The sequence below is a fragment of the Amycolatopsis sp. NPDC048633 genome (genome assembly GCF_040650695.1).
GTDB lineage: Bacteria > Actinomycetota > Actinomycetes > Mycobacteriales > Pseudonocardiaceae > Amycolatopsis.
The window spans coordinates 230072-252461 of sequence record NZ_JBEZHS010000003.1 but is presented as its reverse complement, the minus strand read 5'-3'; the positions used below and the strand labels follow the sequence as shown (position 1 = coordinate 252461).

Below are 22390 nucleotides of genomic sequence, written 5' to 3'. Positions count from 1 at the left end.
CGTCCTCCTTTGCACTCCCGGCAATCATTGCAACGATCTTCGAAAACAGCACCTCAAAACGATGAAACGCGTTGACCGAGTTGGAAACGCAACATAACGTCCGAAGTATGGGAACCACGCTCCCGGCCTTCACACCGGTCGAGAAAAGCCTCTACCTCACCCTGGGCGGCCGCGCGCTCGACAGCCGCTCGCCCCACCCGGTGCTGAACGACCCGACGGCCTGGGAGATCGCCGAGAAGGTCGGCTACGACCCCGCGACGACCAGCGTCGTGGCGAGCCAGGTCCGCGACATCGCGCTGCGGGCCAAGAAGCTCGACGAGGTGGTCCGGCGGTTCACCGGGCAGCACCCGGACGCCGTCGTGCTGGATCTCGGCGCGGGTCTCGACGATCGCCGCTCCCGCGTGACGCCGCCGTCCACGGTGGACTGGTACGACGTCGACCTGCCCGGGGTCACGGCCGTCCGGCGGGAGGTCGTGCCGCCGCGGGCCAAGGTCCACGCGCTCGCCGCCGACCTCACCGACCCGGAGTGGCTCGCCGGCGTTCCGGCGGACCGGCCCGCGGTGATCGTCGCCGACGGGCTGGTGGCGTTCCTTAGCGAAGCCGACTTCACCGCCCTCCTGAACCGGCTGACGAGCCACTTCCCCACCGGCGAAGTGGCTTTCAACGGCTACACCCGCTTCCACCTGTGGGCGATCAAGCACTACCGCGGCACCGGGTCCATCGCCGGCGTCGTGCGCCACCCCGGCTTCGACGACCCGCGCGAGCCCGAGCGGTGGGACCCGGATCTGACCCTCGTCGAGGAGATCCTCCTGGCCCGCGCGCCCGAGGTCGCCGAGTACCCGGCCGCGATCCGGTGGTTCACGCGGCTGGCGGCGCTGAGCACCGCCGTCTCCCGGCGCGGCACGACCGTGCTCCGCTACCGCTTCTGACCGGAGGGGACCCCACCCCGGGGGCGGTTGACGACGGCCCCGCCGCGCTGCCAGGCTCAGTCAGCCCGGACGGCCGGATGAAATGGGGACCACCGATGCCCGAGGCGGGCTCTGCCGAACCGCCGCGCGCGCTCGTTCGCACGCTGCTGCGGAGCGGCACGCCCGCGGAACCGGCCGGGCCCCCCGACGAGCACGGCGACCTCGCCGCCGTCGGGGACGCGACGCTCGCCCGAGCCGCGCGCTACTGGGTCGTCGTGCCGCTGGCGTACCGGATCGCGGCGTTCGTCAAGGTGTTCATCGGGTTCGCCGCGGCCAACGGCCGGGTCGGGCTCGGGCCGGTGCTGGCGGCCACGGTCTTCGCCGTCGCGGCCAACACGGCCGCGATGGCCTGGGTGCTGCGCTCGGGCGGGCTGCGGACCCGCGTCACCGGCCGCGCCCTCGCCCTGGACCTGGCCGTCGGGGTGGCGCTCAACTTCGTCGTCGCCGCGACGACCCCGGCGTCCGTGCAGCCGTTCGCCGTCGACGTGTCGTGGACCTGGCTGGTCGGCGCGGTGGCCATGTGGGCGGGCACGTCCGGGCTGCCGTCGGCGCTGTGGCTGCTGGTGGCGGCCCTCCCGCTGCGGGCGGCGCTCACGCTGGCCGGCGGTCTCCCGCTGACCGACCAGCTCTCGGTGACGCGCTCGATCGGCTGCATGATCGCGCTGGCGGTGGCGATCGTGCTCGCCGCGGGCATCCTCATCCTGCTCGGCGCCGGCACGCGGTTCGCGGTCGACATCGGGATCCGGCGCGGGCGCGAAGCCGAGCGCCACCGGACGCGGCGCATCATGCACGACAGCGTGCTGCAGACGCTGGAAGCGCTCGCCATCTCGGCACCGGGCGACGACGCGCACGCCGTGGCCCGGCTGTCCGAAGTGCGTTCCGTGGCCCAGGCCGAGGCCGCCGAGCTGCGGCGCCGGATCACCGAGCCGGTACCGACCGGGCTGGCGCGCGGGTTCGCGGTCGAGCTCGCCGACGTCGCGACCGAGATGGCCCGCGACGGCCTGCGCACCCAGCTGGTCGCCGCGGACTTCGCCGACGAGCACAAGCTGTCCCAGGACCGCCGCACCGCGCTGTGCGAGGCGGTGCGGGAAGCGTTGCGCAACACGGTGAAGCACTCCGGGACGAAGCAGGTGGTGCTGCGCGTGGAGGAGCGCGACGGTGGGATCGCGGTGGTGGCGCGCGACCAGGGCCAGGGCTTCGACGTCCGCGACCGGCCGCCGGGCTTCGGCATCACCCAGTCGATCGTGGCCCGTCTGGCCGAGGTCGGCGGCCACGGCACGGTGGACTCCCAGCCGGGCCGCGGCACCCGCGTGACGATGTGGGTGCCGAACTAGCCCGAAATGATCCGGGCGATCTCCGGGGCGTGCGTGAAGACCAGCCCGTGATCGGCGTCGAGCCACGAAACGGCGATCTCCGGTCGCTCGTGGACGAGCCGTTCGACACCGGCCCGCCAGTTCCGGTTGCACCGCACGGCGAGGCCTTCGCTGTCCCCGGCCATCGACGTGGACATGATCATGCTGATCGGGCAGTCGATCTCCGCGTACCGGCCGAGGATCCGTGCGCGGACCTCGTCGATCTCGACGTTCAGGTCGAGGATCTCCGGCCCGGTGAGCAGCACCTGGCGCGAAGTGCCCCGGCGAGCTTCGTTCTCCGCCGCCATGTCGTCCCACATCGCGCGGAACACCGGCAGGTCGGCATCGGTGAGGAACGGCTCCGGCACCGGGTTCGCCCCGTCGACGAGCACGAGCCGGTCGACGGTGCCGGGGTGCGCCGCGGCGTGGTGCACGGCCAGGTCCGCGCCCAGCGAGTAGCCCACGAGCACGGGCTTGACGGGTCCTACCTCAGCCATGACGGCGGCGAGATCGCCGAGGAAGCCGTCGAAGGAGTACCCGGCGGCCGCCGACGCGAGGCCGTGGCCCCGCAGGTCGAAGGTCATCACGTCGTGGTCGCGCCGCAGCAGTCCGGCCAGCTCGTGCAGATCGGCCTGGGTCGAGCTCAGCCCGGGGCAGAGGACCAGTGGCCGGCCGCGGCCGCCTCGGGAGACCGGGATCGTGACGTCCTCGTGGTGCACCGTGAATTGCCGCATCGCCTGCCGACCCTAGTCCGCGCTGCGTGCCAACCACCCTGCGCTGCGGCACAAGACCGCGGCCCGCCGCGGGGCGCACCATGCCCGGACAAGCCACCGCGGGAGGAGAAATCCCATGTCCGACGCACTGCGCCGCGACGCGCTGGGCACGCCGGGTGTCGTCTTCCTCGTGCTGGCCGCCGTCGCGCCGCTCACCGGCATCGTCGTCATCGCCGCCCTGGGCATCGCGCTCGGGAACGGCGGGGGCATGCCCGGCGCGTTCCTGCTCGCCGCCGTGATCCTCGTGCTCTTCGGCGTCGGCTACGCGCAGATGAGCAAGGTCGTCACCGGCGCGGGTGGGTTCTACGTCTACGTCACCAAGGGGCTGGGCCGCCCGCTCGGCCTGGTCGCCGCGCTGGTCGCGCTGCTGGGCTACAACTGCTTCGTCGCCGGCGCGGTCGGGACGAGCGGGTTCTTCACGGCGAACGTCGTCGAGCAGGTCTTCGGGTGGCACACGCCGTGGCAGCTGTGGAGCCTCCTGTCCGCCGCCGCGGTGTTCGCGCTCGGCCGGCGCGGGGTCGACGTCAGCGCGAAGGTGCTCGGCGTCTCGCTGGTCCTGGAGGTGTCGATCCTGCTCGTCCTCGACGTCGCGGTCGCCGTCCGGACCGGCCTGGACGTCCACGCCTTCGCGCCCGGCGTGGTCTTCTCCGGCTCGGTCGGGGTCGCGTTCCTGTTCGCCTTCAACGCCTTCGTCGGCTTCGAGGCCACCGGATTGTTCAGCGAAGAGGCCCGGGACCCGCACCGGACGATCTCCCGCGCGACCTACACGGCGATCGTGCTCATCGGCGTCTTCGCCGCGTTCACGACGTGGGCGGTCGTCAGCGCGACGAGCGTCGCCGAGGCCGGGAAGACCGCCCAGGACCACCTCGCCACCGGGGACCTCGTCTTCGCGATCAGCCGGACCTACCTGGGCTCGTTCCTCACCGACGTGATGATGCTGCTGCTGGTCGTCAGCCTGTTCGCGGCCCTGCTGGCGCTGCACAACTCCGCGACGCGCTACCTGTTCGCGCTCGGCCGGGCCCGGGTGCTGCCCGCGGCTCTCGGCCGGACGAACGCGCGCAACGGCGCGCCGTACGTCGCCAGCGGGACGCAGATCGGGGTGGCGACGCTGATCGCGGCGGTTTACGCGCTGGCCGGGCTGGACCCGCTCGCCGACCTCACCGCCAGCATGACCGGCATCGGCACGCTCGGGGTGATCGCCCTGCAGGCCCTGGCCGGGGTCGCCGTCGTCGCGTTCTTCCGCCGGCGGCGCGACCCCCGGATCTGGCGCACCGCGGTGGCTCCCGGCCTCGGCGGGCTCGGCCTGATCGCCGTGACGACGCTGGCGTTCCTCAACTTCCCCACCCTCGCCGGGTCCGACGCGCCGGCGATCGCGCTGCTGCCGTGGCTATTGGCCGTCGCGGTGGCCGGGGGACTCGGGCTCGCCGGGTGGCTGCGGCGTCGCCGGCCGGACGTCTACGCGGGCCTGGACGAGCTCGGGCTCGAAACCGTGTCCGGCTAGGCGGCGCGCCGGGCGTCGCGCTCGGCGGCCAGGCTCGAGCGGCAGGCCACGGTCAGCCGGGTGGTGGCGGCGCTGCCGCCGTGGCCACAGCGCGGGCAGGTCATCGAAACGGCCAGGGACAGCTCGTCGACGGCGACGGACAGCTCGGTCCGGCAGCCGCGGCACCAGCGGTGCCGGGTGACCGGGCTGACGTGCGCCGGCGAGGCGACGCACTGGTGGATCCACCGGCCGTGGACGTGGCAGGTCAGCCGGTCGTCGGGGGCCAGCAGACCCATCTCCTCGGCGTCGTCTTCGGTGGCGAGCAGGACCGGCAGACTGCGGATCCGGGTGCTGGTGGTGCAGGTCGTGGTGGTCATCGTGGTCCCCTTCCTCTACCTGTTCGTCGAAGGAGGACCGCCGGATTCGACATCGGAGACAGGTTGGCCGGATCTCGGTGGTTCTTGGCATTCCAGCCACTCCCGAGCACGTCGCGGGGAAGCCGGCCGAGATCACGCCGCCCGGCGCCTAGCCGGGCACGCGGACCGCGACGAAGTCCGGCCGCTGCCGCAGGACGAACCCGAGCGAGAGGTAGAGGCGGATCGCGGAGGTGTTGCTCGCGGCCGCGTGCATCATCGGTGTCTCGCCGCGCTCGCGGATGCCCGCCGCCACGGCGAGCACGAGCCGCGTCCCGAGGCCCTGGCCGCGGTGGGCCGGGTCCGTGCACACCGCGCTGATCTCGGTGTAGCCCGGCGGGTGCAGCCGCTCCCCGGCCATCGCGACCAGTGCGCCATTCCGCCGGATCCCGAGGTACGTGCCGAGCTCGACGGTCCGCTTCCGGAACGGCCCGGGCTTCGTCCGCTCGACGAGATCGAGCATCTCCGGCACGTCCGCCAGCCCCAACCGCACGGCTTCCGCGTCCGGCGCGGCCGCGACGCTCTCGTCGACGAGCTGGACACCGGGCAGCGCGTCGAGCACCTCCCAGCCGGACGGCGGCCGCGCGGCGGTGGCGGCGAGCACCACGACCGCTCCCGGACCGGCGAGCCCGGCGACGTCCAGCCAGTCCTGCTCTTCGGGAGCGTCGGGAAGGGCGAGGAACGGAGCGACGTCCACGGGGTAGCGCAGCACGCGTCCACGCCGTTCCGCGAACCGGGCGTGCGGGCCGGCCAGCGACGCCCAAGCCGGGTTGTCGAGCGGAGAAGCCATGACACCAGGATGCTCGGAACCGCCGGCCTCGCGGCGGCGCTCCCACATCCTGAGCGAGCGCTCAGCCGACGGTCGTCAGCTCGTCGTCCGAGAGCACGCCGGACCCGGCCGACACGACCAGCCTGCCGCCCCCGACCTGGTAGGTGTAGTCCCCGTTCTTCGCGACGAACCCGTCGCCCGACGCCTGGGCCGGCAGCACGATGTGGGTGTCGTCCGAGGCCGCCTGCCCGCGGGCCTGGCCGTCGTAGAAGATCTTGCCGTCGGGTACCTGGCAGATCGTGATCAGGGACTTCGCCGTCTGCGCGACCAGCAGCGCCGTCCCCTGGCCGCCCGGCAGGTACCGGGCCGCGTCGCCCGGGCACGGCTTCCCCGCCGGCGTGGCCGAGGTCGAGGTCGGCGTGGACGGCGTGACCGGCGGGGTGAGGCCGTTCGCCGTCGTGACCACGGTCTTGGTCGTCGGCAGGGCGGGCGTCGTGTACGAGGGGAACGGCCCGGACGCGTCCGGCGAAGGCTTCTCACCTCCGGAGAACAGCAGGACCCCGCCCACCGCGACCCCGGCGACCACCATCAGGGTCAGCAGCACCCACAGCGCCCGCGCCCGAGCCCGACCGGGGGCCAGGCTCGAGCAGGTACCGCACCGTCCGGCCGCGGGGTCGTTGACCGCGCCGCACTGCGCGCACGTCCAGGGGGAACCCGCCATCGGGCCTCCTTCGCCCCGGCGCGGGAGCACGCCGGCCCCTCATCGTCACCGACGCGGGCGCGGGCTGCAACGCCCCGTTACGCTTTTTGGACGACGTTGACCATCCACGGGATGCCGAACTTGTCGATGCAGGAACCGAATTCGTCGCCCCACATCTGCTTTTCGAACGGAACCGTCACGGTGCCGCCCTCGCTCAGCTTTTCCCAGTAGCCGCGCAAGTCGCCCGCGTCGTCACCACTGAGGCTGACCGTGATGTTCGTGCCCGGGTCGTGGTCCATCCCGGCCGGCGTGTCGGACGCCATGAGCGTGTAGCCGTTGCCGGTCTCCAGCTGGGCGTGCATGATCTTCTCCGCGTCCGCTCCTTCGGGTGAACCGAATTCCCCGAACGTGTTGACGGTCAGCGTGCCACCGAAGACGCTCTTGTAGAACTCCATCGCCTGTCGTGCCTCGGCGCGGAAGCTCAGGTACGGGTTGAGAACGGAAGCCACGGCGAACTCCTTCTGCTCGAAGAGAGCAGCATCCTCGCAGAAGCCCGTGACCTCGACAAACGCGGGAATTTCAGACGACGAACCGGCGGTGCGCGTGCGGTTCCAACGGCAGCGCGCCGTTCAGCGCGGCGCGGGCGCGCAGCTCCAGCGCGCGGTCGAGGGGCGGGGTCCCGGCGGCGGGCGCCGTGTGGAACGTGCCGCGGTCGAACAGGTACACCAGCGCGAGCTTGCGGTCGCGGCGCCCGTCCGGCTCGGCGAACTCGACGGTCGCCGAGCGCAGGCAGCCGCCGTAGCCCGCCCGGGCCAGCCGGTCGGCGACGTCGACCAGGTCGGCCGTCAGCACGCGCAGATCGCGGTTGCGGCGCCAGCACCGGACCGTCGAACGGCCGTGGAGATCCTGCGTCACCAGCGGGTGCACCGGCAGCCGGTCCGACGTCGCGGCGATCAGCTCCGCCTCGGTGCGGGCCAGCGCGTCGCCGTCCACCTTGAACCCGACCGTGCCGCCGCCGGTCGGCATGAGGCCGAGCGCGGCGCGCATCCGCGGGGCGGCCGCGGCGAGGGTGTAGAGGGACTGCAGGTGCGGACGGGACGTCCAGCAGCGGACGAGCTTGCTGTCCAGCAGGGTCACGGGCGGTGTGTCCTATCTCCGGTCGAGAAGACCACCGGGCCGGGCGCACTGGCAATGTCCACAGTGGACGTCAGGCGCGGGGACGCGGGGTCGGAAAGGACAGCATGCGCCCGCGGCCGCCGGTTCCGGACCGGAACTCCGCGATCACGCGGCGAACGGCCGCACTTCGCCGCCGAACGGTCACTCCGAGTCAGGTTCAGCCGATCAGCGGTATCCCTCTCGCCTCAGGCCGTCGTGATGACGACCTTCCCGAGGTTGCGCCGGCTCCGGAACCGCTCGAACGCGGCCACGGCGTCGTCGAACGGGAAGACGCTGTCGACGACCGGTTCGATCGGATGGACCGCGAGCCGCCGGACCAGGTCCTCGGTGTCCTCGCGGCTGCCGACCCAGATCTTCCGCACGGTCGCGCCGCTGCGGAAGAGGTCCATGAAGTCGATCGGGGCTCCCCCGGTGCCGACGAACCCGACGAGCGCGATGTCGGCGTGGTGCGTCCCCGCCGCGACGAGCGACTGCGCGAACGTGCCGGGCCCGCCGACCTCGACGATCCGGTCCGCGCCCCGGCCGCCGGTGGCGTCGAGGACGGCCTTGCCCCACTCGGGCGTCGCGGTGTAGTCGATGACGACGTCGGCGCCGAGCTCGGTCAGCTTGGCCGCCTTGGCCGCGCTCGACGTCGTCGCGACCACCCGCGCGCCGTACTGCTTGGCGAGCTGCACGGCGAACAGCGACACGCCGCCGGTGCCGAGGGTGAGCACGACCTCGCCCGGACGCAGCGGCGTCCCGCCGTTCAGCGACGTCCACGCGGTGACCGCGGCGCACGGCAGCGTCGCCCCCTGTTCGTAGCTCAGGGAGTCCGGCAGCGCGACGAGCGCGTGCTCCCCGACGGCGCGGTACTCGGTGAGCCAGCCGTCCTGGCCGTTCCCGTAGCCGACCAGGGTGTCCGGCAGCCGTCCGGCGATCCAGTTCGAGTGGAAGGAGCCGATCACCCGGTCGCCGGCCGCGAAGCGCGTCACGCCGTCGCCGACCGCGACGACGTCACCCGCGGCGTCGGACACCGGGACCAGGCTCCCGGGACCGTTCGTGAAGTGGTCGCCGTCGAGGATGAGCAGGTCCCGGTAGTTGAGCGACGTCGCCCGGACCCGGACGAGCACCTCCCCGCGCTGCGGCTCGGGAACCGGCTCGTCGCGCAGGAGCAGGTGGCCGGATTCGGGACGGTAGACGCGCACCGCGGGACTCCCTCATGTTAATCGATTGGCTAACATCGACCATGGCACAGCTGCCCGCGCCCCGGCAACCGGGGATACTCGGACCATGGCCAGCCGCACCGCGACCCCCCTGGAGCACCCGCCCCTCGCGGACGTCTCGTTCCCCGCGGCCCTGGAAGCCCTGCGCGACCCGCACCGGCTGGCCATGGTCGCCGCGCTCGCCCGCGAACCCGGCCAGTCGTGCGGCGCGATCATGCCGCCGGTCAGCAAGCCCGCGGCGTCCCGCCACTTCAAGATCCTCCGCGCGGCCGGTCTGCTGAAGCAGTGGGACAGCGGCACGCAGCGGCTGAACGCGTTGCGCCGTGAGGAGTTCGACGCCCGCTTCCCCGGCCTGCTCGACCTGGCCCTCGCCGAAGCCGCGCGCCTGCCGGGCTGATTTCCGCGCATTTCTCCCCGACCAGACATTTAGCATTGCTAATAGATCTGAGTCAGAGCTACCTTGACGGCATGACCGAACTCGCCGAACGGCTGCTCGGCGCCGTCCAGGGGATCCGCCGGGTCGTGCGCCGCCGGGTGCGCGCCGACGTACCCGGCTTCCCCCTGCCCGGCGCGCAGGTCGAGGTCCTGCGCGTGGTGGCCGACCAGCCCGGCGTCGGCGTCGCCGCCGCCGCACGCGAGCTGCACCTGGCCGCCAACTCGGTCAGCACGCTGGTGAACCAGCTCGTCGACGCCGGCCTGCTGCGGCGCGAAGCCGACCCCGCCGACCGGCGCGCGGCCCGGCTGGAGATCACCGACGCGGCGCGCGACCGGATGGCGTCGTGGCGGCGCGCCCGCACCGGGCTCGTCGCCGAAGCGCTCACCGGGCTGTCCGAAGAGGACACCGCGGCGATCGAGCAGGCGTTGCCGGCGCTCGAAAAACTCATGGGCATCCTGAAGGAGCAGCCATGACCGAACCCGCGGTGCGGTGCACCGAGCTGAGCCACTCGTTCGGGACGACCCGGGCGGTGGACGGCGTCGACCTGGAGATCCCGCCCGGCGAGGTGTTCGGCCTGCTCGGCCCGAACGGCGCCGGCAAGACGACGACGCTCCGGATGATCACCACGCTGCTGCCGACCACACCGGGCCGCATCACGGTGTTCGGCGTCGACGTCGCGCGCCGCCGGATGGCCGTGCGGCGGCTGATCGGCTACGTCCCGCAGCAGCTGTCGGCCGACGGCGCGCTGACCGGGCGCGAGAACGTCGCGTTGTTCGCGCGGCTCTTCGACGTGCCCCGCGCGCGACGCGACGCCGAAGTGCGGCGCGCCCTGGACCTCGTCGGGCTGGCCGACGAAGCCGACCGCGTCGCGAAGGGCTATTCGGGCGGCATGATCCGCCGGCTCGAGCTCGCCCAGGCCCTGGTCAGCTCGCCGCGGCTGCTGATCCTCGACGAGCCGACGATCGGGCTCGACCCGGTCGCCCGCTCGGCCGTGTGGGAACGGATCACCCAGATCCGCACCGACACCGGCATGACCGTGCTCGTCACCACCCACTACATGGACGAGGCCGAGCAGTACTGCGACCGCGTCGCGCTCATGCACACCGGCCGGATCCGGGCGCTGGGCACCCCCGCCGACCTCGAGACCGACCTCGGCCCGGGGTCCACATTGGACGATGTGTTCCGGGTGGTCACCGGCGACCGACTCGAAACCGACGAAGGAGGGATCCGCAGTGTCCGTGCCGCTCGCCGCACCGCCCGCCGTCTCGGCTGACCCCGGTCCGCTGCGCCAAGCGCGCATCCTCGCCGCGCGCGTCGGCGCGATGTGCCTGGTGGAGCTGCAGAAGCTGCGCCGCGACCAGACCGAGCTGCTCACCCGGGCGATCCAGCCCGCACTGTGGCTGCTGATCTTCGGGGAGACGTTCACCCGGCTCAAGGCGATCCCGACCGGCTCGACGCCGTACCTCGACTACCTGGCGCCCGGCATCCTCGCGCAGTCGGCGTTGTTCATCGCGATCTTCTACGGCATCCAGATCATCTGGGAACGCGACGCGGGCGTGCTCGCCAAGCTCCTGGTGACCCCGACGCCGCGTGCGGCACTCGTCGCGGGGAAGGCGTTCGCCGCCGGCGTCCGGGCGCTCGTGCAGGCGCTGATGGTGCTGATCCTGGCCGCGATCCTCGGCGTCAGGCTGACCGTGAACCCGCTGAAGCTGCTGGCGATGGCCGTCGTGCTCGTGCTCGGGTCGGCGTTCTTCTGCTGCCTGTCCATCGTGATCGCCGGGATCGTGCTGTCACGGGAACGGCTGATGGGCATCGGCCAGGCGATCACGATGCCGCTGTTCTTCGGCTCGAACGCGCTGTACCCGGTGGACCTGATGCCGTCGTGGCTGAAGGTGCTCAGCCACGTCAACCCGCTGAGCTACCAGGTCGACGCGCTGCGCGGGCTGCTGATCGGCACGCCGTCGCACCTCGGGCTCGACTTCGGCGTGCTGGCCGCGGCGACGGTCGTCGCGATTTCGGTCGCCTCGGCACTGCTCGGCAGGTTGGCCCGGTGAGGCACATGTCTCACCGAACAGAAGCTTTATCGCGGAATGTCTAATCTCGATTCTGTGAATCGTGGCCGGGGCGTGGTCCCCTTTGTCGGATTGTGTCTGCTCGCCGGAATTCTCGTGGCCGGAACGGCGGCACCCGCCGCCATCGGGGCGGGCCTGTTGTCGAATCAGGTCAGCGATTCGGTGGACGCCATTTCCGCCCAGCTGGCCGCCGCCGATCCGCCGCTGACGACGACGGTGACCGACCGGGACGGCACACCGATCGCGACGCTGTACGCGCAGTACCGCCTCCCGGTGACCCCGACCGGGATCGCGACGACGATGAAGGCCGCCATCATCGGGATCGAGGACCGCCGGTTCTACACCGAAGGCGGCGTCGACGTGCAGGGCATGCTCCGGGCGGCGGTCAACGACAGCGCCGGCGGCTCGCTGCAGGGCGCGTCGACGATCACGCAGCAGTACGTCAAGAACTACCTCGTGAACGTCGTCGACCGGACCAACCCGATCGCGCAGCAGGAAGACCGCGAAGACTCGCTCGCGCGCAAGCTGCGCGAGGCGAAAATGGCCGTCCAGCTCAACGACACGACGAGCAAAGACGACATTCTGGCAGATTACCTCAACGTGGTCGAATTCAGCGGAACCGTGTACGGGGTCGGCGCCGCGGCGAAAGCCTATTTCGGGACGACGGCGGACAAACTGACCGTGCCACAGGCGGCGTTGCTCGCCGGAATGGTGAACAACCCCAGCATCTACAACCCGTACACCCACGCGGACCGGGCGACGCAGCGCCGGAACCTCGTCATCGACGCCATGGTCACCAACGGCTCCATCCCGGCGTCCTACGCGGCGACGGCGAAGGCGGCACCACTCGGGCTGCTGCCGGACGGGCCGGTCACGCCGTCCGGCACGTGCATGGGTGCGGCACCGGACGCCGGATTCTTCTGCGCCTACGCGGAAAACTACCTGGTGCACGCCGGGTTCACGGCGGACCGGCTGGCCACCGGCGGCTACACGATCAAGACCACGCTCGACCCGCACGTCTCCCAGGTGACGAAGGACGCCGTCGACGCGAACGTGCCGACCACCCAGGACGGCGTGGCCAACACCTTCGCCGTCGTCCAGCCGGGCCCGGCCGGCCACCAGGTGCTCGCCATGGTCGCCAACCGGAACTACGGCACGGACCCGGCACAGGGCGAGACGTCCACGGACATCGTCGCCGACGCGAGCAACGAGTTCGGCGCGGGCTCGTCGTTCAAGATCTTCACCTCGGCCGCGGCGCTCGTCACCGGCAAGGCGGGCCTGGAGACGCCGCTGCCCAACCCGGACAGCCAGTGCTTCACGCCGCCGAACGCCAACGCGCACACGGCGTGCTACACCGTCCACAACGACGGCCACTACGCCGACCCGATCAGCCTCGCCGACGGCCTCGCGACGTCGCCGAACGTCGCCTTCGTCGGGCTCGAGAACCAGGTCGGGATGCCCGCCGTGCTCGACATGGCGTACAAGCTGGGCCTGCGGAACACGCTCGCGACCAACGACGCCGGGGCCGTGCCGAACCCCGCTTCGGGCAGCCCGCAGTACAACGAGCCGCAGTCGAAGTACTTCCAGAACCTGCTCTCGTTCACCCTCGGCAACAGCCCGGTCAGCCCGCTGGAGATGGCGAACGTCTCGGCGACGCTGATGAGCGGCGGCGTCTGGTGCCCGCCGAACCCGATCCTGTCGGTGACCGACCGGGACGGGAACGCCGTCCCGGTGCCGCAGCAGGCGTGCGAGCAGGTCATCCCGGCCGGTGTGGCGAACACCCTCGAAGCGGGCCTGAGCAAGGACACGACGGACGGCACGTCGGCTCAGGCGGCCCACGCGGCCGGCTGGACCCGCCCCGACATCGGCAAGACCGGCACGACGCAGCAGAGCGAGTCCGTGGCGTTCGTCGGCGGCGTCGACGGCTACGCGGTCTCGTCGATGGTCTTCGCCGACGGCCCGCGCCCGCGCGAGATCTGCCCGGGCACCCCGGTGCACCTCGGCACCTGCGGCCACGGCGCGTTCGGCGGCACGGTCGCCGCGCCGCCGTACTTCCACGCGATGAGCGTGCTGCTCGCGGGTGTGCCGGACCAGGCGATCCCCGGCCCGGACCGGGGCTACCTGACCGCGCGGGGCTAGCGCGGCTCGAGGAAGACGAGCGGGATCTCGCGCTCGGTCTTGGTCTGGTACTGCGCGTAGTTCTTGAAGTCGCCGGAGATCTTCGGCCAGAGCTTCGCGCGCTCGCCGGCGTCGGCGACCCGCGCGTGCATCGGCCGCTTCGGGGCGCCCTTGAGCGACACCTCGACGTCCGGGTTGTCGCGCAGGTTGAGGAACCACGCGGGGTGCGTGTCGTCACCGCCGCGCGAGGCGACGACGACCAGCGTGTCGCCTTCCTGGTGCGGCGAGGTCAGCAGCACCGACCGCGGCTGCCCGCTCTTGCGGCCGGTCGTGGTGAGCTCAAGGACCGGCATGGCGGCGTGCCAGCCCACCTTCCCGCCCGTGAGCTTGATCAGTCCGCGGTGCACGGCGTTCATGGTCTTGAGGGCGAAATCGCTCGGCATGATCACAATCTAGTCCCCGAGTTCGCCGAAACCGCCACGCGGCGGCGCGCCGATGTGCGACGCTGCGCGGCGGACACAAGGACCTGGGAGAAAGAAGTACCGATGCTGATCTGGGGCTGGCGAACGCGGATCTACGTGCTGGCGATGACGACCTTCCTGTGCGGCCGGTGCGGCAACCCCGCCTCGCACGCGGTGCGCAAGGCGGTCACGAAGTTCACCCTCTTCTTCATCCCGCTCTTCCCGATCAGCGTGAAGTACTCCGCGCAGTGCACGTTCTGCGGGATCGAGAACCGGATCCCGAAGGAGGACGCCGTCCGCCTGCAGGCGCAGGAGGAGCAGGGACAGCAGCAGCAGGCTCCGGCGCCGGGGTACCCGCAGTCGCAGGGTTTCCCGCAGCAGGGGGCCCCGCAGGGCTTCCAGCAGTCGCCGCACCCGTCCCAGCCGCAGGGTTTCCCGCAGCCGCAGCACCCGTCGCAGGGGGCTCAGCAGCAGCAGTACCCGCCGCAGGGCCAGTTCCCCCAGCAGGGCAACTGAAGTTCGGCGCTCGTCTTGAATGACTCATTCACCTCGTCCGAGGTTCCGAATGGGTCATTCAAGACATTGAGCCGCGGTCGGCTTCGCAAGCGTTCGCACACTGCGTCCTTTTCGGACAATCAGGGCGAACCTCGCCCGGGCCACCCGCTCGGCAGTCAGGCGCCGACCGACGTGAACCCCGCCGCCCGGCGCGCGATCAGAGCCGAGGTACCGGCGAACCGGCCGTAGACCGCCGCGAGCAGCACCACGTCGACAGCCGCGCCCGCGCCACACCCGCGCGCGGCTTCGCGCAACCCCCGCTCCGCGACCTCGGCGAGCACGACAGCATCGGCCAGCCCGGCATCACCTCGCCCTCCGAGCAGGCCCTGAAGCGCCCGAGCCGCCGCCACCGCGTGCCCGCCCAGCCGCCCGAGCGCGGGCCGCACCTCCATCGGCACCCGCCGCGGCTCCGCGACCTCCCGCACAAGACCACCCATCCGAGTGAGATCCGCGGCGGTGCAGACGGCGGCGACGACCGCCTTCACGTCCTCCTCCCGCGGCGCGTGCAGGGCCAGCAGCGCGCACGCCTGGTCCTCGCAGGCGGCCCCGAGCGCGGCCACCGCCGCCACCTCCTCCCGCACCCGTCCGCCCAGCGTGCGGTCACTTTCGAGCACGGAACGCGTGGCCTCTTCGAGCGCGATCGCGACCAGCTCGCACAGGTCCGCCAGCCGGTGGGCGAGCGTGACCAGCTCCTTCTGAAACGCCGTCGGCATGGCGGCAGGAAACCAGCCCGCCCGGGTGTCGGCATCTCGTCGCCCGGCCCGGAACTGTCGGACCCCCGTGCTCTCCTCGTCGGCGAGAGCGGTGCACCCCGCACCCGGAGGAGAAGGAGGAGACCGATGGCAGGCGAAACGCTGGTCACCGTGGTCGGCAACCTGACGACCGACCCCGAGCTGCGGTTCACCCCGTCCGGCGCCGCGGTCGCGAACTTCACGGTCGCGTCCACGCCGCGCACGTTCGACCGCGAGTCCGGCGCCTGGCGCGACGGCGACGCGATGTTCCTGCGCTGCAGCCTGTGGCGGCAGTACGCGGAGAACGTCGCGGAGTCGCTCGGGCGCGGAGCCCGCGTGGTCGTCCAAGGCCGGCTGAGACAGCGGTCGTACGACACGAAGGAGGGTGAGAAGCGCACCGTCACGGAGCTGGACGTCGACGAGATCGGCCCGGCCCTGCGGTACGCCACGGCGAAGGTGACCAGGCTCAGCCGGGCCGCCGGCGGCGAGGCGAGCAGTTCGTGGACGCCGGAGCCGGCGGTCGCCGGGTCGCCTCCGTTCTGAGCCCATCCGGTCGCGTCCGGCGTCCGAACACCCGTCGACGGGAAGTCGACCCGGGCTCGACCGGCGGCGGTGACGATGGACGCACGCTTCTGGCCGGGCCGGTTCCGGATGTGCTGTCGAAATCCCGTCAACTGGTTCGACGCATGGGTAGGACGAGGTCGAACCACGAGCGGGAGGGACCGAGATGACCAGGAACGAAAAGACCGGAACACCGGCCGTGCGCCCCTTGGTGAACCACCGGATGCTGGCGATGCTGCGAGCGGTCGGCGCGGGCCGCGGCCGCGTCTCCTGCAGCAGCGAGCCCGACCTGTTCATCGACGGCGTGTCGTGCGGCGACCAGTTCGCGGCCCACGCGCTGGCCCACCAGGGCCTGGTCCGCGCGGCCCGCCCGGGCCTGCCGGGCGAGCTGGTCCCGGCGATCCTGACGGCTGACGGCGAGGCGATCGTCACGGCGCAGCAGCACCACGCCGCCTGACCCGGCGGTACGCAGTTTGACAACTCCACAAAGCGAACCCGGCCGCCACTCGCGCGGGTCCGGTCCGGCCACCAGCCTGGCCTGCGCGGTCCTCCCGTGGCCGAGCCCGCGCCGCCTCCGCGGTTCCGTCCGGCCCCGGAGCCCGGCAGGCGACGCGACTACCGTGGCGGACATGAGCAACACCGAGGCCGCACCCGCCGAGCTCGCCTGCGGCGACCGGCCCACGACCGCCGACCCCGAGCACCCGGCCGTCGAAATCCTCACCCCGCGCGAGGTGCCCCTGGGCGGTCCGCGGGCGATGTCGGTCCGGCGGACGCTCCCCCAGCGGTCGCGGTCGCTGATCGGCGCCTGGTGCTTCGCCGACCACTACGGGCCGACCGACGTGGCCGGCGCGATGGACGTTCCCCCGCACCCGCACACCGGCCTGCAGACGGTGAGCTGGCTGTTCGCCGGCGAGATCGAGCACCGCGACAGCCTGGGCACGCACGCCGTGGTCCGCCCCGGCGAGCTGAACCTGATGACCGGCGGGCACGGCATCTGCCACTCGGAAGTCTCGACCGGCGCCACGAAGACGCTCCACGGTGTCCAGCTCTGGGTGGCGCTGCCCGAACGCCACCGGCACACGGCGCGCGCCTTCGACCACTACGTGCCCTCGGTGAACCGGATCGAGGGGGCCGAGATCCGGGTGTTCCTCGGGTCGCTGGCCGGGCGCACCTCCCCGATCCCGACGTTCACCCCGCTGCTGGGCGCGGAGATCGTGCTGGGCCCGGACGCCCACATGTCCCTCGGCGTCGACCCCCGCTTCGAGCACGGCGTCCTGGCCGACACCGGCGACGTCGTGGTCGCGGGCACCCGCGTCCGCGCGGCCGAGCTGGGCTACGTCGGCACCGGCGTGCGCTCCCTGACGCTGAGCAACCGGGGCACGGCGCCGGCCCGGTTCCTCCTGCTGGGTGGGATCCCGTTCGACGAAGAGATCCTGATGTGGTGGAACTTCGTCGGCCGGACCCACGAGGAGATCGCGGCCTTCCGCGAAGCCTGGCAAGCGGAGTCCGACCAGTTCGGCAGCGTCACCGGCTACGCGGGCACCCCGCAGCGGCTGCCGGCGCCGGAGCTGCCGGCGGTCCGCATCAAGCCGCGCCGGAACCCGGCGTTAGGCCAGGAAGCCCGCCACGGCTGACACGAACGCCGGCGCGTCGTCCAGCCAGGGATAGTGCGCGGCGCCGGGCAGGACGACGACCCGGCCGTCCGGGAACAGCGCGGCGAACTCTCCGGCGACGGCGGGGCTGGCGATCCAGTCCAGCTCACCCGCCAGCACCAGCACGGGAGCCTCGACGGCACCGAGCGCGTCCCGGGTGCGCTCGGGTTCGAAGGCGCCGGCGGAGTTGTAGACGCGCGCGGCGGCGCCGTTGCGCTGACCGGGCTCGGCGGCTTGGTGCCGCCGGGCGGCTTCGTCCCAGCGGCCGTAGTACATCGGTGCCATGGCGGCCCAGTCGGCGCTGGTCGCGGTCCTGGCGGCGATCGCCTCATAGGCCGCGGCGGCATCGTCGAACCAGGGCGCACCGGCCCGCCGCTCCATGATCCGCCGCCGGTCGGCGACGGGCAGTTGCAAGCCGACGGCCCGCGGGCTGGGCGCGACGAGCGCAAGGCGCCGCAGCCGCCCGGGATACCGAGCGGCATAAAGGACGGCCAGACTCGCCCCGGCCGAGTGCCCCAGCAGGTCGAGCCGCTCGAGACCGAGGTGCTTGCGCAGCGCTTCGACGTCCTCGACCTGCCGATCGCACCGATAGGTGGCGGGGTCACCGGGTGCCTCGGAGTCCCCGGTCCCCCGCGCATCCAGCACGGCGAGAAGGCGCTGAGCACCAAGCCCACCGAGGTCGTCCAGGTAGGCCCCGGCCCGCATGGGCCCACCGGGCAGGCAGACCAGAGGCTCACCACCGAAGCCGCGAAGGCGAAAGGCGAGCGCGGTCCCATCCGGCGCGGAGAAGATCGGCATCCCCGACCCTGACACTCCCGGGGCAACCGGGGCAACCCTCACCAGGACACCCGAGCCCGGCGGTCCCCGCGCCCTGCCGAGCAACCCTCAATCGCGCGCCCGCGCGAGCCAAACGACCGCTCGCCCTCGCACCCTCGGCATGCAACCCTCCCCTGCAGGGACCTGCACCGGTGCCGTACGACCCCGGCCTCGCCAACCGGAGACCGCCTACCCGGCCCGAGCAGCTCCTCAACCGGGCCCGGCGACCATCACCGCTCCCGCGCGAGATAAGCCTCCAGCGTCGCCAGCCGATGCCCCCGCGCGAACCGCTCGACCTCCGCCGGATCGCCCCCGCCCTCGATCAGCTCCAGCAGCCGCTCGTGCTCCTCGACCGACTTCGGTGCCCGCCCCGGGACGGACGCGAACGTGCTGTCGCGGACCGCGGCCAGCCGGGTCCAGCAGCGCTGCACCAGGTCGACCAGGTTCGGGTTCGGGCAGGCGCCGAACAGCACCTCGTGGAACTCCGCGTTCAGCGCCGTGAACGCGAGCGGGTCGAACTCGGCCAGGCTCCGGCGCATCCGCTCGTTCAGCGAACGCGCCCGGGCCAGCGCCTCCGGCGTGAGCAGCGGCGCGGCGAGCCCGGTCGCCGCGCCTTCGACGATCGCCACCGTCTGCATCGCGTGCTGGTATTCCGTAGGGTCGATCGCCACCACCCGGGCGCCGACGTTCCGCTCGAACTGGATCAGCTCCTCGGCCTCGAGCCGGCGCAGGGCCTCGCGGACCGGCACCGCGCTGACCTCGAGCTCGCGGCCGATCTGGTCGAGCACCAGCCGGTAGCCGGGCCCGTAGCGGCCGGCGAGGATCCTGGCTTTGATCGTCTCGTAGGCCAGCTGGGACTTCGTGACCGGTCTTCCCGAGGACGCGCTGATCATGTAGGAAACCATATATGGTCCCGCCGACGGACGACGCCCAGGAGGCCGTGCCGATGCCGATTCCCCCGCCCGCTCCCACCGCGGCCGACCTGATCGTCGACGGGCTGCGGGCCCACGGCGTCGACACCGTCTTCGGGCTGCCCGGCGTGCAGACCTACGACCTGTTCGACAGCCTCGCCCGCGCGGGCGACGACATCCGGGTGATCGGCGCCCGGCACGAACAGACCGTGGCCTACATGGCCTTCGGGTACGCCCAGGCGACCGGCCGCACCGGTGTCTACACCGTGGTGCCCGGCCCCGGCGTCCTCAACGCCTCGGCCGCGATGCTCTCGGCGCACGGGGCCAGCGCGCCGGTGCTCTGCCTGACGAGCGAGATCCCGCGCGCGTACCTCGGCCGCGGGCTCGGGCACCTGCACGAGATGCCCGACCAGCTGGCCACCCTCCGGACATTGACCAAGTGGTCGGCGCTGGTCGAGCACCCCGTCGAGGTCCCGGACGCGCTGGCGACCGCCTTCCGCGAAGCCGCCGGCGGGCGACCGAGGCCGGTTTCCCTGGCGGTGCCCTGGGACGTGCTGGGCCTGCGCGCCCCCGCCGAAGCGGTCGGTCCGCTGCCGCTGCCTCGCCCGGCCGTCGACCCGGTGGCCCTCGCCGAAGCGGCGGAACTGCTGCACGGCGCGCGGAACCCGATGATCATGGTGGGCGGCGGTGCCCGGCACGCGGCCGCCGAGGTCCGGGCGCTGGCCGAACGGCTGCAGGCGCCGGTGGTGCCGTTCCGCGGCGGGCGCGGCATCGTGGGCGACGACCACCCGCTGGGCTTCACCTGCGTCTCCGGCTTCGAGCGGTGGGCGGAGACCGACGTGGTGATCGGCATCGGGTCGCGGATGGAGCTGTCCTGGTTCCGCTGGCCGGAGCGGCCCGGGGGCCTGAAGACGATCCTGCTCGACATCGACCCGCGGCAAGCGACCCGGCTGGAAGCGGATGTCGCGATCGTCGCCGACGCCGCCGACTCGACGGCCGCGCTCACCGAGGCCATCGGTCCACAACGGACGGATCGGACCGCGGAGTTCGCCGCCCTGAAGGAGACCGTGGCCGAACGGTTCACCGACGTCGGGCCCGAACTGGAGTACCTGCGGGCGATCCGGGACGTGCTGCCCCGCGACGGCTTCTTCGTCGAAGAGATCTGCCAGGTCGGCTTCGCGTCCTACTTCGGGTTCGAGGTCTACTCGCCGCGCACCTTCGTCACGTGCGGCCACCAGGGCACGCTCGGCTTCGGCTACCCGACGGCGCTCGGCGTGCAGGCGGCCTTCCCCGGCCGCCCGGTGGTTTCGGTGGCCGGAGACGGCGGTTTCATGTTCGCCGCGCAGGAGCTCGCGACGGCCGTCCAATACGGACTGAACGTGGTGGCGGTCGTGTTCGACAACGGCTACTACGGCAACGTCCACCTCGACCAGGAGCGGCTGTTCGAGGGCCGGGCGCTGGGCGGGCGGCTGCGGAACCCGGACTTCGCCCGGCTCGCCGAGACGTTCGGCGCGCTCGGCCTGACCGCGCGCACCCCGGACGACCTGCGGGGCGCGCTGGACAAGGCGTTCGCCGCGGGGCGGCCGGCGCTGGTGCACGTGCCGTGCGAGCTGGGCGCCGGCGCCTCGCCGTGGAAGTACCTGATGCCGAAATCGGACCGCAGCTAGCCCGCGGCCACGCGTTCGAGCACGGCGAAGACGCGGTCGACGTCGGCCGGGGTCGTCCGCCAGTTGCTGAAGGCGGCACGCAGCCCGGGGCGGCCGTCGTACACGGTGGGGGTCAGGAACGTGGTCCCGTCCTCGGCGATGGCGCGGACGAGGGCGTCGATCCGGTCCTGCGTGACGTCCTCGGCCGGGGCGAAGCACACGACGTTGAGCCGCACCGGCGCGAGCAGCCGCCAGCGGGGCGAGCCGTCGAGCCGCGCGCTGAGGTCCCGGGCGAGCGAGACGCAGCGCTCGACGATCTCGCGGTGCCCGTCCCGGCCGTAGGCCACGAGCGAGAACCAGGCCGGGAGGGCGCGCAGCCGCCGGGAGTTCTCCGGCGTGAGGTGCACGAAGTCCGGGGTTTCGCCGATCTCGCCCAGGTAGGCCGCGTTGTTGCTGAACACGCGCAGCTGCAGGTCGCGGCGGCGGGTGAACTGGACGGCGGAGTCGTAGGGCACGTTGAGCCACTTGTGCAGGTCGACGACCACGGAGTCGGCCTGGTCGAGGCCCGCGGCCAGCGCGGCGTGCTCCGGCGAGAGCGCGGCGAACGCGCCGAACGCGGCGTCGACGTGCAGCCAGAAGTCGTACCGCTGCTTGAGCGCGGCGATCGCGCGCAGGTCGTCGAAGTCGACGGTGTTCACGGTGCCCGCGTTCGCGACGACGACGGCCGGCCCGTCGAGCGATTCGAGCGCTTCGGCCAGCTTGGCGACGTCGACGGCTTCGCGGCCCGGCAGCACCGGCACCTTCCGCAGCGCCGAACGGCCCATCCCGAGGAACGACAACGCTTTCAGGATGCTCGAATGCGGCGAGCCGGACAGCACGGTGACCGGGCCGAGCGCGGCGGCGCCCTCTTCGGACACCGACACCCCGGCGCACTCGCCGAGCCATTCGCGGGCGATGGCGAGGCCGGTGACCGTGGACATCGTGGCGCCGGTGACGAACGCGCCGGAGAACTCCGCGCCGAGCCCGAACAGCTCGGCCAGCCAGCCGACCGTCTCGCGCTCCAGGTCCTGCGCCGAGGAGTCCATGCCGCTGGCGGGGTTCTGGTCATAGGCGGAGGTGAGCCAGTCGCCGGCCAGCGACGCCGGGGTCGCCCCGCCGGTGACGAACCCGAGGTAGCGCGGTCCGGCGTTGCCCGCGAAGCCGGCTTCCCAGCGTTGCGAGAAGGCCTCCAGCGCACCCCGCGCCCCGGCACCCTCGAGCGGCAGCGGCGCCCGGACCAGCTCGCCGGGCGGCACGGCAGCAGGCCGATCGGGCAGCCCGGCGAGCGCTTCACCGGCGAGTTTCCGCGCGGCGTCCAGCAGATCGGGCAGGGAGTTCAGGTCTTCGGCAAGCCTAGGGTGCACCCCACGGACGCTAGGCGCCCCCGGCACCGCTGTCGCGGTCCAATCCCCCGAAACTGGCCCGCCGCACCACCGTGTCGACCCTCAAATCACGCGTGATGCCCCCTCAATCACATGAGACGCCCCTCCAGACACAAGAGATGCCCCACCCAGCACACGAACCGACCCTCCAAGTACGCGAGCCGACCGCCCAATCAC

At 72.4% G+C, this 22390-nt stretch carries 25 protein-coding genes; 13 read left to right on the top strand and 12 right to left on the bottom strand.

What is annotated here, in order from left to right:
- Positions 1-107: 107 nt before the first annotated feature.
- Positions 108-929, top strand: a complete 822-nt coding sequence (locus tag AB0C38_RS09865; RefSeq protein ID WP_360669397.1) for a class I SAM-dependent methyltransferase — start codon at positions 108-110, stop codon at positions 927-929.
- A 95-nt stretch (positions 930-1024) separates the two neighbouring features.
- Positions 1025-2302 (top strand): ATP-binding protein, encoded by a 1278-nt coding sequence (locus AB0C38_RS09860; RefSeq protein ID WP_360669394.1) that lies wholly within the window; start codon positions 1025-1027, stop codon positions 2300-2302.
- On the opposite strand, the gene AB0C38_RS09855 is transcribed toward AB0C38_RS09860, so the two are convergent.
- The gene (locus AB0C38_RS09855) at positions 2299-3054 is read right to left on the bottom strand and encodes an alpha/beta fold hydrolase (protein ID WP_360669391.1); all 756 of its coding nucleotides are present in this window, start codon (positions 3052-3054) and stop codon (positions 2299-2301) included. The two genes, AB0C38_RS09860 and AB0C38_RS09855, sit on opposite strands and share 4 nt — an antisense overlap.
- Before the next feature lie 115 nt (positions 3055-3169).
- Between AB0C38_RS09855 and AB0C38_RS09850 the strand changes: the two genes are divergently transcribed.
- Positions 3170-4594, top strand: a complete 1425-nt coding sequence (locus AB0C38_RS09850) for an APC family permease (RefSeq protein ID WP_360669388.1) — start codon at positions 3170-3172, stop codon at positions 4592-4594.
- Here AB0C38_RS09850 and AB0C38_RS09845 read toward each other — a convergent pair.
- The 6 genes from AB0C38_RS09845 to AB0C38_RS09820 all read right to left on the bottom strand — a co-directional run bounded on the left by AB0C38_RS09845 (position 4591) and on the right by AB0C38_RS09820 (position 8815).
- Positions 4591-4950, bottom strand: a complete 360-nt coding sequence (locus AB0C38_RS09845; protein ID WP_360669385.1) for a hypothetical protein — start codon at positions 4948-4950, stop codon at positions 4591-4593. The genes AB0C38_RS09850 and AB0C38_RS09845 overlap by 4 nt on opposite strands.
- A 148-nt stretch (positions 4951-5098) precedes the next feature.
- Positions 5099-5776, bottom strand: coding sequence for a GNAT family N-acetyltransferase (locus tag AB0C38_RS09840; RefSeq protein ID WP_360669382.1), 678 nt, complete (start codon positions 5774-5776; stop codon positions 5099-5101).
- Positions 5777-5837: 61 nt separating this feature from the next.
- A complete protein-coding gene (locus tag AB0C38_RS09835) occupies positions 5838-6476 on the bottom strand; it encodes a hypothetical protein (RefSeq protein ID WP_360669379.1) in 639 nt (212 codons plus the stop codon).
- Positions 6477-6553: 77 nt separating this feature from the next.
- Complete coding sequence (locus AB0C38_RS09830) at positions 6554-6964, bottom strand: VOC family protein (protein WP_360669376.1); 411 nt, start codon at positions 6962-6964, stop codon at positions 6554-6556.
- Between the two features lie 70 nt (positions 6965-7034).
- On the bottom strand, positions 7035-7592 hold the full coding sequence (locus AB0C38_RS09825) for a hypothetical protein (RefSeq protein ID WP_360669373.1): 558 nt from the start codon (positions 7590-7592) through the stop codon (positions 7035-7037).
- 224 nt (positions 7593-7816) lie between these two features.
- Positions 7817-8815: an NAD(P)-dependent alcohol dehydrogenase gene (locus tag AB0C38_RS09820; RefSeq protein WP_360669370.1), complete on the bottom strand. Its 999-nt coding sequence runs from the start codon at positions 8813-8815 to the stop codon at positions 7817-7819.
- 85 nt (positions 8816-8900) lie between these two features.
- Between AB0C38_RS09820 and AB0C38_RS09815 the strand changes: the two genes are divergently transcribed.
- From AB0C38_RS09815 to AB0C38_RS09795, 5 genes are all read left to right on the top strand, one after another.
- Positions 8901-9230 carry a helix-turn-helix domain-containing protein gene (locus AB0C38_RS09815; RefSeq protein ID WP_360669367.1) on the top strand — a complete coding sequence of 110 codons (330 nt, stop codon included), beginning with the start codon at positions 8901-8903 and terminating at the stop codon, positions 9228-9230.
- 71 nt (positions 9231-9301) lie between these two features.
- Positions 9302-9742, top strand: coding sequence for a MarR family transcriptional regulator (locus tag AB0C38_RS09810; RefSeq protein WP_360669364.1), 441 nt, complete (start codon positions 9302-9304; stop codon positions 9740-9742).
- Entirely contained in the window at positions 9739-10542 is an 804-nt protein-coding gene (locus AB0C38_RS09805; protein ID WP_360669361.1) for an ATP-binding cassette domain-containing protein, read from the top strand. Before AB0C38_RS09810 ends, AB0C38_RS09805 begins: the two co-directional genes overlap by 4 nt.
- Positions 10502-11323: an ABC transporter permease gene (locus tag AB0C38_RS09800; protein ID WP_360669358.1), complete on the top strand. Its 822-nt coding sequence runs from the start codon at positions 10502-10504 to the stop codon at positions 11321-11323. The genes AB0C38_RS09805 and AB0C38_RS09800 overlap by 41 nt, the downstream gene beginning before the upstream one ends.
- Before the next feature lie 36 nt (positions 11324-11359).
- Positions 11360-13480, top strand: coding sequence for a transglycosylase domain-containing protein (locus AB0C38_RS09795; RefSeq protein WP_360669355.1), 2121 nt, complete (start codon positions 11360-11362; stop codon positions 13478-13480).
- Here AB0C38_RS09795 and AB0C38_RS09790 read toward each other — a convergent pair.
- Entirely contained in the window at positions 13477-13902 is a 426-nt protein-coding gene (locus tag AB0C38_RS09790) for a nitroreductase/quinone reductase family protein (RefSeq protein ID WP_360669352.1), read from the bottom strand. The genes AB0C38_RS09795 and AB0C38_RS09790 overlap by 4 nt on opposite strands.
- A gap of 102 nt (positions 13903-14004) precedes the next feature.
- Here AB0C38_RS09790 and AB0C38_RS09785 point away from each other — a divergent pair, with 102 nt between their 5' ends.
- Entirely contained in the window at positions 14005-14436 is a 432-nt protein-coding gene (locus AB0C38_RS09785) for a zinc-ribbon domain-containing protein (protein WP_360669349.1), read from the top strand.
- Positions 14437-14591: 155 nt separating this feature from the next.
- On the opposite strand, the gene AB0C38_RS09780 is transcribed toward AB0C38_RS09785, so the two are convergent.
- Complete coding sequence (locus AB0C38_RS09780) at positions 14592-15188, bottom strand: PhoU domain-containing protein (protein WP_360669346.1); 597 nt, start codon at positions 15186-15188, stop codon at positions 14592-14594.
- Positions 15189-15314: 126 nt separating this feature from the next.
- Here AB0C38_RS09780 and AB0C38_RS09775 point away from each other — a divergent pair, with 126 nt between their 5' ends.
- The 3 genes from AB0C38_RS09775 (at position 15315) to AB0C38_RS09765 (ending at position 17401) form a co-directional block, all read left to right on the top strand.
- Positions 15315-15749, top strand: coding sequence for a single-stranded DNA-binding protein (locus AB0C38_RS09775; protein WP_360669343.1), 435 nt, complete (start codon positions 15315-15317; stop codon positions 15747-15749).
- A gap of 184 nt (positions 15750-15933) precedes the next feature.
- On the top strand, positions 15934-16224 hold the full coding sequence (locus AB0C38_RS09770) for a hypothetical protein (RefSeq protein ID WP_360669340.1): 291 nt from the start codon (positions 15934-15936) through the stop codon (positions 16222-16224).
- Positions 16225-16396: 172 nt separating this feature from the next.
- The gene (locus AB0C38_RS09765) at positions 16397-17401 is read left to right on the top strand and encodes a pirin family protein (RefSeq protein ID WP_360669337.1); all 1005 of its coding nucleotides are present in this window, start codon (positions 16397-16399) and stop codon (positions 17399-17401) included.
- Here the strand turns inward: AB0C38_RS09765 and AB0C38_RS09760 are convergent.
- Both AB0C38_RS09760 and AB0C38_RS09755 read right to left on the bottom strand, forming a co-directional pair.
- Positions 17375-18124, bottom strand: a complete 750-nt coding sequence (locus AB0C38_RS09760; protein ID WP_360669334.1) for an alpha/beta hydrolase — start codon at positions 18122-18124, stop codon at positions 17375-17377. The two genes, AB0C38_RS09765 and AB0C38_RS09760, sit on opposite strands and share 27 nt — an antisense overlap.
- Positions 18125-18465: 341 nt before the next feature.
- Positions 18466-19140, bottom strand: coding sequence for a GntR family transcriptional regulator (locus tag AB0C38_RS09755; protein ID WP_360669331.1), 675 nt, complete (start codon positions 19138-19140; stop codon positions 18466-18468).
- 2 nt (positions 19141-19142) lie between these two features.
- On the opposite strand from AB0C38_RS09755, the gene AB0C38_RS09750 reads away from it, so the two are divergent.
- Positions 19143-20813 carry a thiamine pyrophosphate-dependent enzyme gene (locus AB0C38_RS09750; protein ID WP_360669328.1) on the top strand — a complete coding sequence of 557 codons (1671 nt, stop codon included), beginning with the start codon at positions 19143-19145 and terminating at the stop codon, positions 20811-20813.
- On the opposite strand, the gene AB0C38_RS09745 is transcribed toward AB0C38_RS09750, so the two are convergent.
- Positions 20810-22195 carry a pyridoxal-dependent decarboxylase gene (locus AB0C38_RS09745; RefSeq protein WP_360669325.1) on the bottom strand — a complete coding sequence of 462 codons (1386 nt, stop codon included), beginning with the start codon at positions 22193-22195 and terminating at the stop codon, positions 20810-20812. The genes AB0C38_RS09750 and AB0C38_RS09745 overlap by 4 nt on opposite strands.
- Between the last annotated feature and the right edge of the window lie 195 nt (positions 22196-22390).

Excerpts from the sequence above, each read along its gene's own strand:
- AB0C38_RS09795 (WP_360669355.1), top strand. The coding sequence starts at position 11,360 with ATGTCTAATCTCGATTCTGTGAATCGTGGCCGGGGCGTGGTCCCCTTT.
- AB0C38_RS09835 (WP_360669379.1), bottom strand. The coding sequence starts at position 6,476 with ATGGCGGGTTCCCCCTGGACGTGCGCGCAGTGCGGCGCGGTCAACGAC.
- AB0C38_RS09750 (WP_360669328.1), top strand. The coding sequence starts at position 19,143 with ATGGTCCCGCCGACGGACGACGCCCAGGAGGCCGTGCCGATGCCGATT.
- AB0C38_RS09785 (WP_360669349.1), top strand. The coding sequence starts at position 14,005 with ATGCTGATCTGGGGCTGGCGAACGCGGATCTACGTGCTGGCGATGACG.
- AB0C38_RS09760 (WP_360669334.1), bottom strand. The coding sequence starts at position 18,124 with ATGCGGGCCGGGGCCTACCTGGACGACCTCGGTGGGCTTGGTGCTCAG.
- AB0C38_RS09860 (WP_360669394.1), top strand. The coding sequence starts at position 1,025 with ATGCCCGAGGCGGGCTCTGCCGAACCGCCGCGCGCGCTCGTTCGCACG.
- AB0C38_RS09790 (WP_360669352.1), bottom strand. The coding sequence starts at position 13,902 with ATGCCGAGCGATTTCGCCCTCAAGACCATGAACGCCGTGCACCGCGGA.
- AB0C38_RS09765 (WP_360669337.1), top strand. The coding sequence starts at position 16,397 with ATGAGCAACACCGAGGCCGCACCCGCCGAGCTCGCCTGCGGCGACCGG.
- AB0C38_RS09845 (WP_360669385.1), bottom strand. The coding sequence starts at position 4,950 with ATGACCACCACGACCTGCACCACCAGCACCCGGATCCGCAGTCTGCCG.
- AB0C38_RS09755 (WP_360669331.1), bottom strand. The coding sequence starts at position 19,140 with ATGGTTTCCTACATGATCAGCGCGTCCTCGGGAAGACCGGTCACGAAG.
- AB0C38_RS09805 (WP_360669361.1), top strand. The coding sequence starts at position 9,739 with ATGACCGAACCCGCGGTGCGGTGCACCGAGCTGAGCCACTCGTTCGGG.
- AB0C38_RS09770 (WP_360669340.1), top strand. The coding sequence starts at position 15,934 with ATGACCAGGAACGAAAAGACCGGAACACCGGCCGTGCGCCCCTTGGTG.
- AB0C38_RS09775 (WP_360669343.1), top strand. The coding sequence starts at position 15,315 with ATGGCAGGCGAAACGCTGGTCACCGTGGTCGGCAACCTGACGACCGAC.
- AB0C38_RS09810 (WP_360669364.1), top strand. The coding sequence starts at position 9,302 with ATGACCGAACTCGCCGAACGGCTGCTCGGCGCCGTCCAGGGGATCCGC.
- AB0C38_RS09780 (WP_360669346.1), bottom strand. The coding sequence starts at position 15,188 with ATGCCGACGGCGTTTCAGAAGGAGCTGGTCACGCTCGCCCACCGGCTG.
- AB0C38_RS09850 (WP_360669388.1), top strand. The coding sequence starts at position 3,170 with ATGTCCGACGCACTGCGCCGCGACGCGCTGGGCACGCCGGGTGTCGTC.
- AB0C38_RS09840 (WP_360669382.1), bottom strand. The coding sequence starts at position 5,776 with ATGGCTTCTCCGCTCGACAACCCGGCTTGGGCGTCGCTGGCCGGCCCG.
- AB0C38_RS09855 (WP_360669391.1), bottom strand. The coding sequence starts at position 3,054 with ATGCGGCAATTCACGGTGCACCACGAGGACGTCACGATCCCGGTCTCC.
- AB0C38_RS09865 (WP_360669397.1), top strand. The coding sequence starts at position 108 with ATGGGAACCACGCTCCCGGCCTTCACACCGGTCGAGAAAAGCCTCTAC.
- AB0C38_RS09815 (WP_360669367.1), top strand. The coding sequence starts at position 8,901 with ATGGCCAGCCGCACCGCGACCCCCCTGGAGCACCCGCCCCTCGCGGAC.